Origin of the sequence: Flavobacterium sp. Root901 (assembly GCF_001429765.1) — a bacterium.
Taxonomy (GTDB): Bacteria; Bacteroidota; Bacteroidia; order Flavobacteriales; family Flavobacteriaceae; genus Flavobacterium.
This window is the reverse complement of the sequence record NZ_LMJB01000001.1, coordinates 656,819-672,710: the sequence shown is the minus strand read 5'-3', so window position 1 is coordinate 672,710 and position 15,892 is coordinate 656,819. Positions and strand designations below refer to the sequence as shown.

At 33.5% G+C, this 15,892-nt stretch carries 12 protein-coding genes and 2 tRNA genes; 6 read left to right on the top strand and 8 right to left on the bottom strand.

Annotation, left to right across the window (positions count from 1 at the left end; genetic code table 11):
* Positions 1–5: 5 nt before the first annotated feature.
* The 3 genes from rimO to ASE21_RS02685 form a co-directional block, all read right to left on the bottom strand.
* Positions 6–1,316, bottom strand: a complete 1,311-nt coding sequence (gene rimO / locus ASE21_RS02695) for a 30S ribosomal protein S12 methylthiotransferase RimO (RefSeq protein WP_057121019.1) — start codon at positions 1,314–1,316, stop codon at positions 6–8.
* A 162-nt stretch (positions 1,317–1,478) separates the two neighbouring features.
* The gene (locus ASE21_RS02690) at positions 1,479–2,987 is read right to left on the bottom strand and encodes an OmpP1/FadL family transporter (protein WP_057121018.1); all 1,509 of its coding nucleotides are present in this window, start codon (positions 2,985–2,987) and stop codon (positions 1,479–1,481) included.
* A gap of 48 nt (positions 2,988–3,035) precedes the next feature.
* Positions 3,036–4,016, bottom strand: a complete 981-nt coding sequence (locus ASE21_RS02685; protein ID WP_057121017.1) for a hypothetical protein — start codon at positions 4,014–4,016, stop codon at positions 3,036–3,038.
* A 101-nt stretch (positions 4,017–4,117) separates the two neighbouring features.
* Between ASE21_RS02685 and proS the strand changes: the two genes are divergently transcribed.
* The 4 genes from proS (at position 4,118) to rpsT (ending at position 6,264) form a co-directional block, all read left to right on the top strand.
* Entirely contained in the window at positions 4,118–5,596 is a 1,479-nt protein-coding gene (gene proS / locus ASE21_RS02680) for a proline--tRNA ligase (RefSeq protein ID WP_057121016.1), read from the top strand.
* A 78-nt stretch (positions 5,597–5,674) separates the two neighbouring features.
* Positions 5,675–5,746, top strand: a tRNA-Glu gene (locus tag ASE21_RS02675).
* A 43-nt stretch (positions 5,747–5,789) separates the two neighbouring features.
* Positions 5,790–5,861 (top strand) — tRNA-Glu (locus ASE21_RS02670).
* Positions 5,862–6,012: 151 nt separating this feature from the next.
* Positions 6,013–6,264 carry a 30S ribosomal protein S20 gene (rpsT, locus tag ASE21_RS02665; RefSeq protein ID WP_053473851.1) on the top strand — a complete coding sequence of 84 codons (252 nt, stop codon included), beginning with the start codon at positions 6,013–6,015 and terminating at the stop codon, positions 6,262–6,264.
* Between the two features lie 169 nt (positions 6,265–6,433).
* On the opposite strand, the gene ASE21_RS02660 is transcribed toward rpsT, so the two are convergent.
* Together ASE21_RS02660 and ASE21_RS02655 are read right to left on the bottom strand one after the other, a co-directional pair.
* The gene (locus ASE21_RS02660) at positions 6,434–6,844 is read right to left on the bottom strand and encodes a response regulator (RefSeq protein ID WP_057121015.1); all 411 of its coding nucleotides are present in this window, start codon (positions 6,842–6,844) and stop codon (positions 6,434–6,436) included.
* Positions 6,845–6,849: 5 nt separating this feature from the next.
* Positions 6,850–8,505, bottom strand: a complete 1,656-nt coding sequence (locus ASE21_RS02655; RefSeq protein ID WP_242410208.1) for a PAS domain-containing protein — start codon at positions 8,503–8,505, stop codon at positions 6,850–6,852.
* A 222-nt stretch (positions 8,506–8,727) separates the two neighbouring features.
* Between ASE21_RS02655 and typA the strand changes: the two genes are divergently transcribed.
* On the top strand, positions 8,728–10,524 hold the full coding sequence (typA, locus tag ASE21_RS02650; protein WP_057121013.1) for a translational GTPase TypA: 1,797 nt from the start codon (positions 8,728–8,730) through the stop codon (positions 10,522–10,524).
* Between the two features lie 110 nt (positions 10,525–10,634).
* On the opposite strand, the gene ASE21_RS02645 is transcribed toward typA, so the two are convergent.
* Genes ASE21_RS02645 through ASE21_RS02635 form a run of 3 tightly spaced genes read right to left on the bottom strand, consistent with a single transcriptional unit; the run spans position 10,635 to position 14,726 of the window.
* A complete protein-coding gene (locus ASE21_RS02645; protein ID WP_057121012.1) occupies positions 10,635–12,959 on the bottom strand; it encodes a T9SS type B sorting domain-containing protein in 2,325 nt (774 codons plus the stop codon).
* A 15-nt stretch (positions 12,960–12,974) separates the two neighbouring features.
* Positions 12,975–13,811, bottom strand: a complete 837-nt coding sequence (locus ASE21_RS02640) for an ABC transporter permease (RefSeq protein WP_057121011.1) — start codon at positions 13,809–13,811, stop codon at positions 12,975–12,977.
* A 3-nt stretch (positions 13,812–13,814) separates the two neighbouring features.
* Complete coding sequence (locus tag ASE21_RS02635) at positions 13,815–14,726, bottom strand: ABC transporter ATP-binding protein (protein ID WP_057121010.1); 912 nt, start codon at positions 14,724–14,726, stop codon at positions 13,815–13,817.
* Between the two features lie 108 nt (positions 14,727–14,834).
* Here ASE21_RS02635 and ASE21_RS02630 point away from each other — a divergent pair, with 108 nt between their 5' ends.
* The gene (locus ASE21_RS02630) at positions 14,835–15,887 is read left to right on the top strand and encodes a hypothetical protein (protein WP_057121009.1); all 1,053 of its coding nucleotides are present in this window, start codon (positions 14,835–14,837) and stop codon (positions 15,885–15,887) included.
* Positions 15,888–15,892: the final 5 nt, after the last annotated feature.

Here is a 15,892-nt window from a genome sequence, read left to right as displayed (position 1 = left end):
TAAATTTAAGCAGGTTCTCCGTATAAATCAAATTCTGTAGCTTCAATTATCTTGATATTAACAAATTCACCAGTTTTTACATAATGTTTAGAAGCGTCAATTAAAACTTCATTATCAACATCCGGACTATCAAACTCTGTTCTTCCCACAAAATGTGCTCCTTCTTTTCTGTCAATAATACATCTGAATACTTTTCCAATTTTTTCCTGATTCAAATCCCATGAAATCTGAGATTGTAATTCCATGATTTCATTAGCTCTTGCTTGTTTAACATCATCCGGAACATTATCTTCAAGTAAATAAGCATGTGTATTTTCTTCATGAGAATAGGCGAAACATCCCATTCTGTCAAATTTCATTTCCTGAACAAAATCCTTCAAAATTTCAAAATCTTCCTGTGTCTCACCAGGATACCCAACAATTAGAGTAGTTCTGATTGCCATTCCCGGAACCGCAGCACGAAAATCCTTTAATAACTGTGTTGTTTTAGCCTGAGTTGTACCACGGCGCATTGATTTCAAAATAGAATCTGAAATATGCTGCAGCGGGATATCAATATAATTACAAATTTTAGGTTCGCGTTTCATTAATTCCAGAACATCCATTGGGAAACCCGTTGGATATGCATAATGAAGGCGAATCCATTCGATTCCTTCAACTGCTGCTAAAGCTTCTAATAATTCTGCCAGATTTCTCTTTTTATAAAGATCTAAACCGTAATACGTTAAGTCCTGAGCGATTAATATTAATTCCTTAACGCCATTTTTAGCTAAGCCTTGTGCTTCTTTAACTAACTTTTCAATTGGCTGCGAAACGTGAGAACCACGCATTAACGGAATCGCACAGAAACTGCAAGGTCTGTCGCATCCTTCAGCAATTTTTAAATAAGCATAATTTTTAGGAGTAGTAGTTAGTCTTTCACCTAATAATTCATGTTTATAATCGGCTCCAAGAGCTTTTAAAAGCTGAGGTAATTCGGTTGTGCCAAAATATTGGTCAACGTTTGGTATTTCTTTTTCTAAATCAGGTCTGTAACGTTCAGATAAACATCCGGTTACGAAAACTTTGTCAACTAATCCTTTGTCTTTTTTATCTGCATATTCCAAAATCATATTTACAGATTCTGCTTTCGCATTATCAATAAATCCACAAGTGTTAATTACAATAATGTTTCCTTCGTCCTTTGTTGCTTCATGAGTTACTTCTTTTCCGTTTGCACGAAGCTGACCCATAAGTACTTCACTATCATATACATTTTTTGAACACCCAAGAGTGATTACGTTAATTTTGTTCTTTTTTAAAGACTTGGTTCTCATACTTTTATAAATTGGAGTGCAAAATTACACTTTTTTATTCAAACACCGCTTGTTTCCTTTTCTTTTAGCTGTTTTTTATGAAGAGTTTCCGGCAATTTCAGATCAAAAAAAATCCGCCAAGTAAAACCTGACGGAAATTTCCATTCATCTATTTATTCTTAATTACAATTCAAATAATAAAGACAAAGTAACATTATTCAATTTTGAAGTAATGTTTGCTCCATCGGTAAAACCTTGACTAAAAAATGGCTGGTTTGATTTTCTTTCTAAATAAGAATAAGCCAAATCTAATTTTGTTCCTCCAAAATTATATCCCAAACCTCCTGAAAAACTATTTGTGTCTCCAATAGTAGTTCCATTTTTATAAGGACTTCCTTCAAAACGATATCCGCCGCGCAGGCTCAATTGTTTTATTTTATATTCAGCACCAACTCTTAATTCTCCATTTTTTGTTAATTGATCATTGATTCGGGTGTTTACACCTCTAAAGCCTGAATCACTAGTAGGTTTGAATTTTGTATTGCTGTAATCTTTGATGGAATAATCGATACTAATTAAACCTGATTTGCCAAATATATAAGCTCCGCTGAAAGTAAACTTTCCTGGAGTTTGTAAAGTATAAGGATCATAGACGTTTACCAGATTATAGTTTACGGTTTTGTAAAGTTCTGGTCCGCCAATAGCTTGTCTTGTGGATGAAAGACTTTGTGAAACTTCATCGTAAAGTTCATACCATGTATTTGATTCATAAGCCAGACCAAGTCTAAGCTCTTCTGTAACTTTCGCTATAGCACCTAATTGAAAAGAAAATCCATTTCCATAAGTGTATAATTCATTGTTGAATGTTGCATCCGAAATAGTTGGCGTACCAGTTAACGGATTATTATTGTATTCGTAAAAGCTGCTTGATCTTCTGTAGTCTGTCACATGTACATTTAAGTTTGCTCCAAAGTAAATGCGATCATTATATGATGTTGCAATGTTAAAACTCACTTTGCTGTTGTAGCCTCGTTCGTAAACATTATTTTCCTGATAATAATTTCCTCCGGCCGGTACATTAGAGGTGTATTGAGTATTATCATTGTTGTTAGGATTCACCGGGTTTATCAGGAAGCCGTAATATCCAAAATTTGCTTGCTGCTCATCATAAAATTGATCTCTGTAAGGAATGTTGGTAATGTCTCCTAAAGCAATTCCATTAGCGTATGCTAAGAAATAATTAGCTATAGAATTTGTTGGATTCCATCCGGCTGAAAAAGTATTGTTATTAAAATTGTTTGTATTCTCATAGCTTGCTCCAATAGCAATTTTATTCCATCCATTATTTGGATTTCTGTCTTTAAAAACAAAAACACCGCCAGCCTGATTCAGGATAAAAGAATTGTCTTTGTCCTGAGTTTGATTATTGTTGAAATATTTTGAACTATTAACCAAGTTTTGATTACTCAAAGTTATTCCAGCCTGATTATTGTTAAAAATTGCAGATCCGGCCGGATTGACAGACATGGCAGATAAATCGCCGCCTACAGCTCCAAATGCACCGCTCATTGCTCTAAATCGTGCAGTTCCGGTCAGGTTGTCTTGCGAATAACGAACAGCATCTGAAATTTCCTGAGAGTGTGAGACGCTGACAGTCAGTCCTGTAATTAAAAGGAAAAGTATTTTTTTCATTTGGGTAAGTTTTTAATGTGTAATTAGATGTGCAAAAGAAGGAAATTGTTACCTTCTTCCGCCGCCACCGCCTCCGTATGATCTTCCGCCACCGCCACCGCCGCCAGACGATCTCATGCTTCCACCGCCGCCGCTGTTATATGAACGGGATGGGCTAGGAGAGTAAGTTCGTGATGAACTGCTGTTGTTATTGTTGTAACTTCTGTTGGTCGGTGTTGAGCTTGATCTTCTGTTAGAATAATCGTAGCTGTTGTTTTGACCTTGAGAATAGCTTCTTCTGTTGCTAAAAGTTGGATTAGAATTGTAAGTTCTTCCATTTATAGAAGAGCTTCTTCTGTAATCAGAATAGCCGTTTGATCTGTTAGTATAGTTTCTGTTTGTTGTATAGCTTCCTCGGTTAGAGTAGTTTCTGCTATTAACGAAATTTCGGTTAGAAGCATAATTTCTGCCTCCGTAGTAAGCAGCAGATCCTCTTCTTCCATAGCTGTAAGAGTAGTTTCTATAGTAACTTCCTCCCCAATATCCGGGATATCCCCATCCTGGACCCCAGTAAGCAGGATATCCCCAAGCGTATCCGGGATAACCCCAGTAGCCGCCCCAATATCCGCCATATCCCCATCCATATCCGTATCCGTAATAAGGATATCCCCATCCGAATCCGAATGACCAGGCTGGATTAGAATAAACATTTACAGAAACATCTGAATTGCTGCTTCCCCAAGCCGGGTAAGAAGCTACAGCTGCTGTTTGTGTACTGTCAGATTCAGCATAATTGCCATAATTGTCTACGTCTGTAAAAATTTCAGTAGGCTGATTATCATCCTGAAGTGATCTAAAGTAATCTTTATATTGATTATTGGTGTTTGTGGTATTTGTTTGCGCGTATCTGTTGGTAGAGTTACCATATACACCATCATTATCCTGATAAGATGTATTTTGGTAAGAGCCACAAGATGCTAACAGAAAACTCAGTAATCCAATTAAGTAAAAATGACTTGAGTTTTGGCGGAGAGTATTATTAGTTTTCATATCTGTGGTGTTTTTTATTGTTGCACATTACAAAAATAGTTAGTTTTGTCAAACTATTTAGTTAAAATTATTAAAACAAAATTTGTGCCAAACTATATAATATGAGTAAGAACCTTACTACACGATCAGAAGATTATTCGAAATGGTATAATGAACTGGTTGTCAAAGCAGATTTAGCTGAAAATTCAGGAGTTAGAGGGTGTATGGTAATCAAACCGTACGGATATGCAATTTGGGAAAAAATGCAGGCAGAGTTAGATAGAATGTTTAAAGAAACAGGACATCAAAATGCTTATTTTCCTTTGTTTGTTCCTAAGAGCATGTTTGAGGCTGAGGAGAAAAATGCAGAAGGATTTGCAAAAGAATGTGCGGTTGTAACGCATTACAGGTTAAAAAATGATGAGGACAGACCTGGAAAATTAATGGTTGATCCAAATGCAAAATTAGAAGAGGAGCTGATTGTTCGTCCAACTAGCGAGGCCATTATATGGTCTACTTATAAAGGATGGGTGCAGTCTTATAGAGATTTACCTTTGCTTATTAATCAATGGGCTAATGTGGTGCGTTGGGAAATGCGTACGCGTTTATTTTTGAGAACAGCAGAATTTTTATGGCAGGAAGGGCATACGGCTCATGCTACGAAGGAAGAGGCGATTGAAGAGTCTGAAAAAATGATGAATGTCTATGCTGATTTTGCTGAAAATTTTATGGCAATCCCTGTAGTAAAAGGATTTAAAACAGAAAGTGAGCGTTTTGCAGGAGCAGATGAAACCTATTGTATCGAAGCACTGATGCAGGATGGAAAAGCATTACAGGCAGGGACTTCGCATTTTTTAGGCCAGAATTTTGCAAAAGCTTTTGATGTAAAGTTTGCTAACGCAGAAGGAAAACAAGAACATGTTTGGGGAACTTCATGGGGAGTTTCTACCCGTTTGATGGGAGCGTTAATTATGACACATTCTGACGATCAGGGATTAGTACTGCCTCCAAATTTAGCTCCAATACAAGTGGTAATTGTACCAATTCATAAAACAGATGAACAGCTGGCTCAGATTACAGAAGCTGTAAACGAACTTACTGCTAAATTGAGAAAACTTAAGATCTCAGTTAAATATGATGACAGAACAACTCAAAAACCGGGATTCAAATTTGCTGAATGGGAATTGAAAGGAGTTCCTGTTAGAATTGCAGTTGGACCAAAGGATTTAGAAAACGGAACTTTTGAGGTTGCAAGACGTGATAATTTATCAAAAGAAGTTGTTTCGGCTGAAAAAATAGTAGAACATGTAAATGATCTGTTAGAACAAATTCAGACAGATTTATTTGATAAAGCATTAAACTATCGAAATACTCATATTACGGAAGTAAATAATTTTGAGGAATTTAAACAAGTTTTAGAAGGCAAAGGCGGATTTATTTCGGCTCATTGGGACGGCACTGCAGCTACCGAAGAAAAGATAAAAGATTTGACAAAAGCAACAATTCGATGCATTCCTTTGGATGCTGTTGAAGAAGCGGGAACCTGTGTGTTTACTGGGAATCCTTCGTCTAAAAGAGTGCTTTTTGCTAAGGCATATTAAAAAAAATAATTTTTTTTTGACTCAACTATTGTGCAACTAAAAAATAGATGTATCTTTGCATCCGCATTAGAGAAGCACGGTCCGTTCGTCTATCGGTTAGGACGCCAGGTTTTCATCCTGGTAAGGGGGGTTCGATTCCCCCACGGACTACAAGTTATATTACATATTGAAAATTTCCAACTTAGGAGAATTAGGTCCGTTCGTCTAGGGGTTAGGACGCCAGGTTTTCATCCTGGTAACAGGGGTTCGATTCCCCTACGGACTACAAGTTGTAAATAAGTTTTATAAAATAAAAATTGGTGTCTCGGTTTTTATTTTATTAGTTAAAACCAAAGTGAGTGTTTTTTAACAATTGTGGGAGGTTTTTCTTTTTTAACTAGTATTTATAATAATTATTACATCTAAAATTAAAAGAAATGGCAAATCATAAGTCAGCATTAAAAAGAATCAGAAGTAACGAAAAAAGAAGAGTTCTTAACAGATACCAGCATAAAACTACTCGTAATGCTATTAAAGCATTAAGAATAGCTACTGATAAAGCTGATGCGGCTGCAAAATTATCAACTGTAATCTCTATGATTGATAAGTTAGCTAAAAAGAATATCATTCATGATAACAAAGCTTCTAATTTGAAGTCTAAATTAACAAAACACGTTGCTAAATTGTAATTAACTACAATTTACGAAATATATAAAAGTCCTCTTTTGAGGACTTTTTTTGTTTATACCGTTTTGTTAAAATTTCAATATTTTTAAATTCCAAATTCCAATTTAAACTTTAAAAAGAAATTTACGTCCTATTTTGAAATTTGAAATTTGAAATTTGAATATTTAGATATCAACTAATTTTCTTTTTTAGATATTCCAACATAGCCTGTGTAATTGGTTTTGAAAGAAAATCTATAATTATTGGGTATCTCTTGGCTTTTGTTAAATCTTCAGGATCAATTGTAGACGATAATACAATTACTTTTGCGTCATTGAATTCGGCATAATCATCAGATGTAAAATGGTCCAGAAATTCCCAGCCGCCCATTACAGGCATGTTTAAATCCAGGAAAATAAGTTCCGGCTTTTTGTTTACCTTATTTTTATTATTAGTATATTTTAAAGTATTAAAATGATGTAATGCTTCTTCGCCGTTTTGAGCTGTAATAATTTCGCGTGAAAATGAAGATTTTGAAATTACTTTTTTACACAACATCAACGTAATAGGGTCGTCGTCAATGCATAAAATTTGCTCAAGCATACGTGTTAATTTTTAAATGTTATAGTAAATGTGGTGCCTTTGTTTACTTCGCTTTCTATACTTATCGTTCCGCCCATCGTTTCTACCTGAGATTTTACAAGATACAAACCTAATCCTTTACTGTCAGGATAATTGTGAAATCTTTGATAAAGACCAAAAACTTTATCGCGATTTCTTTCTAAATCGATCCCAATTCCATTGTCTTTAAAAGTTAAAATAGCGTGATTATCTACCAGTTCGGCAGTAATTGATATTTTTAACTTCCTGTTCTCCGATTTATACTTTATTGAATTTGTTAGTAAATTAAGCAAAATACTTTCAATATATGCTTTGTTAGTAATTAAAAGCGGGACTTTATCAAATTTCAGTTTGATTATTGGTTTGTGTAACTCGATTTGAAAAGACAATTGACTAAAAACATTTTCAAAAACTTCTTTTAGTGAAACCTCTTCTTTCTGCATGGAAGGATTATCTTTTATGATAATAACTTTTACAAGGTCATTTATGGTTTCATTTAATAAATGGGTAGACTTTGTAAAACCTGTCAGGATTTCTTCCAGTTCCTTGTTTTCAATCGGAATATCTTCTATCAAATTTAAAAGTCCAATTAAATTTGATAACGGTGCACGAAGATTATGAGAGGTTATATAGGAGAATTGTTTTAAATCTTTATTGTTTTGAGTTAATTCCCGAATAAGATGTTCTTTTTCAGTTTCCAGTTTCTTTTCATCCGTTATGTCTCTTTGAATTGAAATCCAGTGGCTAATTACACCTTCATTGTTGAAAATCGGAATCATGGCAAACCTAACCCAGTATTCTTCTTGTGTTTTAGTATAAGTTATGGTTTCAATTACACATTCTTCTTCGTTTTTTATGGCTCTTAAAAGCTTTTTTAATTCTTCAGAATCAGATTTTGGTCCTTTAAAAATATTGGTTGATTTTCCAATAATTTCATTTGAAAGATAACCTGACATTTGAGAAAAGGCCGGATTTACGTAAACGATTTTTGGTATTTTTCGATCCTGAGAATTTGCTTCGGTAATTAAAATAGAATCTTTTGATTGTGTAATTACCGTCTCTAAAAGTTTTAATCGCTGTTCTTCTTCTTTTTGTTTTGTAATATCCTGGATAGCCCCAATCATTCTGATGGCTCTTCCATTTTCATCTTTTAACAAAAAACCCCGGTCCAAAACATATTTATAAGTTCCGTCGGCACATCTAAATCGGTATTGATCCTGCCATTTTTCTGTTTTTTGTTCAATAAAAGAATATAATTTAATAGACATTCTAATGCTGTCTTCAGGATGAATTTTATCAAACCACCATTTTGAAGTTTTTCCAACTTCCTGAGGATTGTATCCAAAAACACTTTCAATTCCTTTGTTCCAGTTTATCTTATCTTCCTGAATTTTCCAGTCCCAAATGGTATCACTAGTCGCTTTTGCAACGATATCATATTTTTCGTTAGACTCTTTAATTTCTTCGTTTGTTCTTTTTAATTTTTTAAAAACAGAGATATTTTTATTTTCATTTGTCGAGAGTATGTATTTGAAAATAAATCCGGTAGCGATTATAAAACAAACATCTTTTATAAAGAAGAAATAGGAATATTTTGCTTCAAAAAAGTAAGTAGTGAGTAGATTATGACAGAGGATTGCCATAATTAACGATAAGATAACGTAAACGAGAGTAATTTTGAGAGTTTTACTTTTCATTACTCAAATATAGTTAAATTAACTATAACTAAACAATATGTAAAGTTCATTTTAGGTCGTAAAATAATACTGATTTAATGAACTAATTACTTGTATATACGATAACTATCGCAGAAACGTTTTTTTTATCAAAATAAAGTGTACTTTTGCACCCATTAAAAATCACAAATGGAATCTATTAGAAATATTGCAATTATTGCCCACGTCGATCACGGTAAAACCACTTTGGTTGATAAAATTATGTATCACTGTCAATTATTTCGTGAAAACGAAAATACAGGTGATTTAATTCTTGATAATAACGATTTAGAGCGTGAGAGAGGTATTACTATTACTTCAAAAAACGTTTCAGTTCAGTACAAAGGAACGAAAATCAATATTATTGACACTCCAGGCCACGCCGATTTTGGAGGTGAAGTAGAACGTGTATTGAACATGGCCGATGGTGTATGTTTACTAGTGGATGCTTTTGAAGGACCAATGCCACAAACGCGTTTTGTATTACAAAAAGCTATTGATTTAGGTTTAAAACCATGCGTAGTTATTAATAAAGTTGATAAAGAAAACTGTACTCCTGAAGAAGTTCACGAAAAAGTTTTCGACTTAATGTTTGAATTAGGTGCAACTGAAGAACAATTAGATTTCCCAACTGTTTATGGTTCTGCTAAAAACAACTGGATGTCTGATGACTGGAAAAATCAAACACAAAACATTGAGCCATTATTAGATATGGTAATTGCTAATGTTCCGGCTCCTAAAGTTTCTGAAGGTACTCCTCAAATGTTAATTACATCTTTAGATTTCTCTTCTTTTACAGGTCGTATCGCTATCGGTCGTCTTGAAAGAGGTATTTTGAAAGAAGGATCTCCAATTTCTTTGGTAAAAAGAGATGGAAAAATCATAAAATCAAGAATTAAAGAATTACATACTTTTGAAGGTTTAGGCCGTAGAAAAGTAGAAGAAGTTGTTGCCGGAGATATTTGTGCTGTTGTAGGTATTGAAGGTTTTGAAATTGGTGATACTATTGCTGATTTTGAAAATCCAGAAGCTTTACAGACGATTGCTATTGATGAGCCAACAATGAGTATGTTATTTACAATTAACGATTCGCCTTTCTTTGGTAAAGAAGGTAAATTTGTTACTTCCAGACATATCCGTGAAAGATTAACAAAAGAGCTTGAGAAAAACTTAGCAATGAAAGTTGGAGAAACTGATTCTGCTGATAAATTCATGGTTTTTGGTCGTGGTGTACTTCACTTATCTGTTCTTATTGAAACAATGAGAAGAGAAGGATATGAGTTACAAATTGGTCAGCCGCAAGTTATCATCAAAGAAATTGATGGTGTTAAATGTGAGCCAATTGAAGAATTAACAATCGATTTACCAGAAAACCTTTCAGGTAGAGCGGTTGAATTTGTAACAATCCGTAAAGGTGAAATGCTTTCTATGGAAGGTAAAGGAGAGCGTATGATTATTAAATTTAATATTCCGTCTCGTGGAATTATTGGTTTAAGAAATCAATTGCTTACTGCAACTGCTGGTGAGGCTATTATGGCGCACCGTTTCATTGGGTACGAACCATACAAAGGAGAAATTCCAGGACGCAACAACGGTTCGTTAATCTCTATGGAAAACGGAAAAGCAATTCCTTACTCTATTGATAAATTACAGGATCGTGGTAAATTCTTTGTTGATCCAAACGAAGATATCTACGAAGGTCAGGTTATTGGAGAAAATACCCGAAGCGACGATATGACAGTTAACGTAACTAAAACGAAAAAACTTTCAAACGTACGTTCTTCAGGAGCGGATGATAAAGCAAGAATTATTCCGGCTGTAAAATTCTCTCTAGAAGAAGCTTTAGAATATATTCAAAAAGATGAGTATGTTGAAGTTACTCCAAAATCTCTTCGTTTAAGAAAGATTTACTTAAGTGAAACTGATAGAAAAAGATACAAAATCTAATTTTAGTTTTAACTTTCAATATAAAAATCCCAAATTCCAATTAGGAGTTTGGGATTTTTTTTAGTTATAACTTTTGAAATTTGGAATTTCAGTATTGGAATTTTAAACTCTTATCTTTTCAGACTAAAATGTCCTTTTAAATTTCTTCCGTCTTTGAAAAGTAAAGTAAACCAGTAATCATCTGATGGAAGCTGCTGACCGTTAAAAAGACCATTCCATCCGGCACTGTTTTTATTCATTTGCATTATGAATTTTCCGTAACGGTCAAAAATATCTATTGTATAATCCGGAAGAATATTAGAATTTTGAATAAACCAGATATCATTAAAACCGTCTCCGTTGGGGGTAAAAAATCTGGGATAATCCAAGACATATACTGTAAGAGAATTCGATAATCCGCATCCGTTTTTATCTCTTGCCGAAACATTATAAATTCCCGGGCTAACATTTTCAAATAATGATTCATTCTGAAAAGTTTCTCCATCTAATGAAAATTCATAATTTCCGACCCCCTTATATTCAATTAAAACAGAATTATCATTTCCTGCAAAACTTTTCACAAAAGCATTTGTAATTGCTGCCGGTTCTGAAAGGATTATTTTAAAAGTTTTAGTTTTTTCGCAGCCATTAATGTCTTTTACCGTAACAGAATAATCGCCCGGAATACTTACTAATATGCTGTTGGTTGTTTCTCCATTTGTCCATAAATAACTGTCGAAACCAGCTGCGACTGATAAGGTTATCTCATCGTTTTTGCATAAAAATTTAGATACGTTTTCAAAATTAGGCGGATCAAAAGTATTTACAACAAGATTAACAGGTGTTATGCCATAACAATCGGGACCATTTATAACTCTTGCATAAATAGTCTGATTATAAGCTGTGGTGTTTTTAAAAATATTAGAAAGCAGATTGTTTTCTGTTAGGGCATCATTTGCCGTTGCATAATAATTTACTGTTAATCCATTAGGAAGACCATTTGTTATTTTTGGTGTTATTTCTGCATTTAAATCAAATTGGTAAAATCCATCTTGAGAGTCATCGCTGTCGCATGTACTTACTGGACCTGGATTGCTAATGGCATTATTAGAAATTTGAAGCGTTATCTGTGCAATTTTATAACAGCCAAATTCATTTTCAAGGCGCGAATAAATGATTTGATTGGCACTTTTATTAATGTAATTTTCCGGAGATGTAATTTTGTTTATTTTATTTTCAGCATCAGCTTGTGTTTCGTAATATCCTTCGATTAAAATGGATGTATTATTATTTTTTACAATGCTGCCGGCTTTATCCAAATTAAAAATTGAAACCCCGTCATTGTTATCGTCACATTGAACTAATGATGTGTTTGTGAAAAAGATTTCAGGAGCAAAATCAATTTTAATCTCTCCGGCTAAACTACAGCTCGAAGGAGTTAATGTTACTTCAACTTTGTAATTTCCGGTTTGAGTAACGGTGTAGGTTGGAGTCGTGGCTACCTGTACATTATCCTTAAACCATTTATACGAATATGCCGCAGACAATTTCGTATCTAATAAATAACTATCGCCAAAACATAAAGGATTATTATTAGCAGATGTTCTGTTTGGGCCAAAATCTATTTTTGAAGCAAAACTTCCGGCTTGCAGAAATACTGCTGAATCATAATATCTGTTTTTATCATCAGCAATGACCAGTTTTATATGATATTTTTTTCCCGCAGTTACATTGCTCTGGGCTGTCATCACAACAGTTTGTCCGGCGTAATTAATAGGGCTTGTGTTATTGTTTAAACCATTAAAATAATCAATATTAACTTCGCCGCATCCTGGATATCTATCTCCGTTTGGTGCAGTGCCGGGTTCAATTTTCGGACGGACATTTAATGAAGACACCGGTGTAGCAGAATTGGGTAAAACAGCTAAATTCCTGTAAGGATCTGCTGTTCCGGCTTCTTTAATTAAAAAAGCAAATCCATCTGAATATTCGCATGGATAAAAATATTGATATTCGTTTGAAGCAAAAAGATAGTTGAAACTTAAAAAATCTGTCAGCGGTACAAAATCAAATTCAAATGAGGTAGCGTTTATGGAACTTATGCCTAAAATTTGATTTAAATCGTTATCTCCAACCCAATTTTCACTTCCGCCTCCCTGATTACTAAAATAACCTCCAATTGCGTCAATACTAGTCGAAGTTGAAAGAATTACTCCTTCTTTAAAAGGAAAATTACTTGCAGCTGAGTTAAAGTAAGCAAAACTGTTTCTTCCGGTTGTATAAGTATCTCCAATCCCGGTTATATTGCTAACAGCAGCACACGAACTGTTTACTAAAACATCTTCAATGAGCTGCTGTGGAGTTTTTTGATCATCTATAGTTATATATTGAGCGTTTATCTTTGCAGATACACAGCATAAAAATAAGCTAATTAAAAAACATCTTGCCTGACCCATAGTATAACAAATATACTACAAATCCCGTCTCTTTAATAATTTGTAAGAAAAGTAAATAAATAAAAATGTCCAGACTGCAACGATAAGAATTGAGAAATAATGAACGCTGTAATCTTTAGTATTTTCAACACCTATTTGTGTTCCTATGGTTCTAATTACTGATAATCTTGTAAATGGTTCTATAATTAGATTTGACATTGCTTCTAATGGAAAAAACTGCATAATAGTGTCGCCGGTACTGCTGTTTGGAAAAATCCTGAATACTAAAATTCCTTTTATTATACTTTCAAAAATACTCCAGACTAACAAAAATCCTAAAGCAAAGGCAGATCGTTTTACCAAAATTCCCAAAAATAAACAGAAAGAAAAGAATCCCGCTAATTTTATAAAAAAGGCCAATAAATAATCTAAATCCATTAAGATAACGTCAAATTCATTATAAGACGAAAAACTTAAACCCAGCAGTAAACTCATTACAAAAACAAAAATGGTAGAGCACAATGCAAAAACAATTACTGTCAGGAATTTAGACAGAATAAATTCTTTTTTGCTTAAACCGTCAATTAAATTTTGCTTTAAAGTGCCGTAACTATATTCATTTGCCATCATGGAAACGATTACAATCGCGAGAAAGAATTTTAAAAAAGCAGCAACATAAGTATTAAAATGCCATATAAAAGGAAAATTGAAAATTCCCATTTCTGCCAAATGAAATTTAAATGGACCTATATCAAATTTTATAGAGGCAATTAAAGCTATAAATGAAAGTAAAATAAAGTAAGTTAAAGTAAGAATACGACTGGCTCTGTTCATCCAGATTTTTTGTAATTCTATAAAGATAAGTCTTTTCATGGCTTAGTTAATTTTTGGATTGGTATTTTTGGTTAATTCTAAAAATTGGGCTTCCAAACTATTTTTACGTTTGACCAAGTGACTTAAAATAATATTTTTAGAAAATAAAAACTGGTTCAGTTCTGAAGCTGTTAATTCTGATTTTAAGTAAACTAAAACTTTCCCGTCTTCATCTTTAATTTCTGAAACAGCCGGATGATTACTTAAAACAGATTTCAGCATTAGATTATCATTGGAAGAAATTTCGAAGAAACCTTCATTTGCAGACATTCCATCTACAGAACCAGAATATAAAACTTCACCTTTTCGTAAAACAACAACGTGCGAACATACTTTTTCGACTTCGTCCAATAAATGTGAAGCCAATAAAATTGTAGTTCCCTGTGAAGCAATTTCTTTAATAATATCTCTAATCTGATGAATTCCCTGCGGATCCAATCCATTTGTTGGTTCATCAAGAATTAAAATTTCAGGATCATTTAAAAGTGCCGATGCAATCGCCAGACGCTGTTTCATTCCTAATGAAAAAGTGCTGAATCTTGAATCTTTCCTTTCAGCTAAACCAACAAGATTTAGTTTTTCTTCAATTTTAGAATAATTGATGCTTTTAATTTTGCAAACCAATTTAAGGTTTTCTTCAGCCGTCATGTACGGATAAAAATTTGGACGCTCGATAATAGCTCCCACTTTTTTTAGAGCTTCATGTGTCTGTACATTTCCGTCGAACCATTTATAATCGCCCGATGTTTTGTTTACAACACTCAAAACAATTCCTAAAGTAGTTGATTTTCCGCTTCCGTTAGGGCCTAAAATTCCATAGACATGGCCTTTTTGTATACTAAAAGATACATTTTTAAGCGCCTGAATACGGCCGTATCTTTTACTGAGATTTTGAATGGTAAGAATGGTTTCCAAATTTATTTCCGGTTTTAGTTTTAAGTATGACGATTCAAATTCTATATTGTTACGTCAAATTTATTTTTATCATCATATTGATGTAAATTTGTAATAAAGATATTCAAAATGAGCGAACCTTTGATGGTGTTAAAGAAACCTTCTTTTCCTTTAACACAGCCACTTTTAAGTTATTTGGACAGATACGAGCGTATTTCGAAAGTATCTGTGTTTTATGATGACTTATTGCGATTTGCAGGTTCTGTTAATGTTTACGATAAAAATGAAACCGATACTTTGTGGATTCGGGTTTATTACAATGAATTTGAACGAAATGAAATCGATCTCAATCTCAAGAAAATCTATTCTCTCCTGCATTCTGACGGAAACAGCGAGATCATTCAGTTTTTAAATATTGATGCCATTGACTATTGTACTTTTGGAAATTCAAAACCTTTTAGGATTAAAGTCCGAAATATTCTCAACGATAATTATGTTCATTTTTATATCAAAAAAGCCGATGCTTCCAGAATTTACGGTTTAGAATTAGAAGATATTTTATCGCCGGATAAAATCAACTTTCTTGTTTATAATGATACTTTAATTGAAGAACATATCATAGGAATTCCAGGTGATGTTTTTATGGATACTTTACTGGACAAATGTACTGAAATGGAAAAAGCCCAGATCGCCAAAGAATTTGTCAAATTCAACGAACGCTGCATGATTAGACTTTTGGGAGATATGAGAGCCTATAATTATGTTATTGTGCCAATTCACGATTTTGATCAGGTGGTTTATAAAATTCGTCCGATCGATTTTGATCAGCAATGTTACGAAGGCAATTTCAAGGTATATCGTCCGCAGTTTTTTAAAGAAAACTCTCCGATGATTCAGCTGATTAAAGAGAAATTGGAAGAACGCTCTATAATTCAGTATAAAGATGAAGAAAGAGCGATTTTGGCCAAACGTATTCATTCTGCCGAAAACAGAATTAAAAAATTATTAAATATAATGTGCCACGATACCATTTCAACAGAAGAACATTTGAATCAGCTGAAAATGGAATTGTACCGTTACACCAACGATATGAAATTTAAAAATGCAAGATCAATGGGACATATCATGCAGGCAGCTTTTGAATTCATCATTCGTAATTTTAAAAACACAAATTTAGTTTAGTTATT

Coding starts and splice junctions, on each gene's coding strand:
- rimO (WP_057121019.1), bottom strand. CDS start 1,316: ATGAGAACCAAGTCTTTAAAAAAGAACAAAATTAACGTAATCACTCTT.
- ASE21_RS02690 (WP_057121018.1), bottom strand. CDS start 2,987: ATGAAAAAAATACTTTTCCTTTTAATTACAGGACTGACTGTCAGCGTC.
- ASE21_RS02685 (WP_057121017.1), bottom strand. CDS start 4,016: ATGAAAACTAATAATACTCTCCGCCAAAACTCAAGTCATTTTTACTTA.
- proS (WP_057121016.1), top strand. CDS start 4,118: ATGAGTAAGAACCTTACTACACGATCAGAAGATTATTCGAAATGGTAT.
- rpsT (WP_053473851.1), top strand. CDS start 6,013: ATGGCAAATCATAAGTCAGCATTAAAAAGAATCAGAAGTAACGAAAAA.
- ASE21_RS02660 (WP_057121015.1), bottom strand. CDS start 6,844: ATGCTTGAGCAAATTTTATGCATTGACGACGACCCTATTACGTTGATG.
- ASE21_RS02655 (WP_242410208.1), bottom strand. CDS start 8,505: ATGGCAATCCTCTGTCATAATCTACTCACTACTTACTTTTTTGAAGCA.
- typA (WP_057121013.1), top strand. CDS start 8,728: ATGGAATCTATTAGAAATATTGCAATTATTGCCCACGTCGATCACGGT.
- ASE21_RS02645 (WP_057121012.1), bottom strand. CDS start 12,959: ATGGGTCAGGCAAGATGTTTTTTAATTAGCTTATTTTTATGCTGTGTA.
- ASE21_RS02640 (WP_057121011.1), bottom strand. CDS start 13,811: ATGAAAAGACTTATCTTTATAGAATTACAAAAAATCTGGATGAACAGA.
- ASE21_RS02630 (WP_057121009.1), top strand. CDS start 14,835: ATGAGCGAACCTTTGATGGTGTTAAAGAAACCTTCTTTTCCTTTAACA.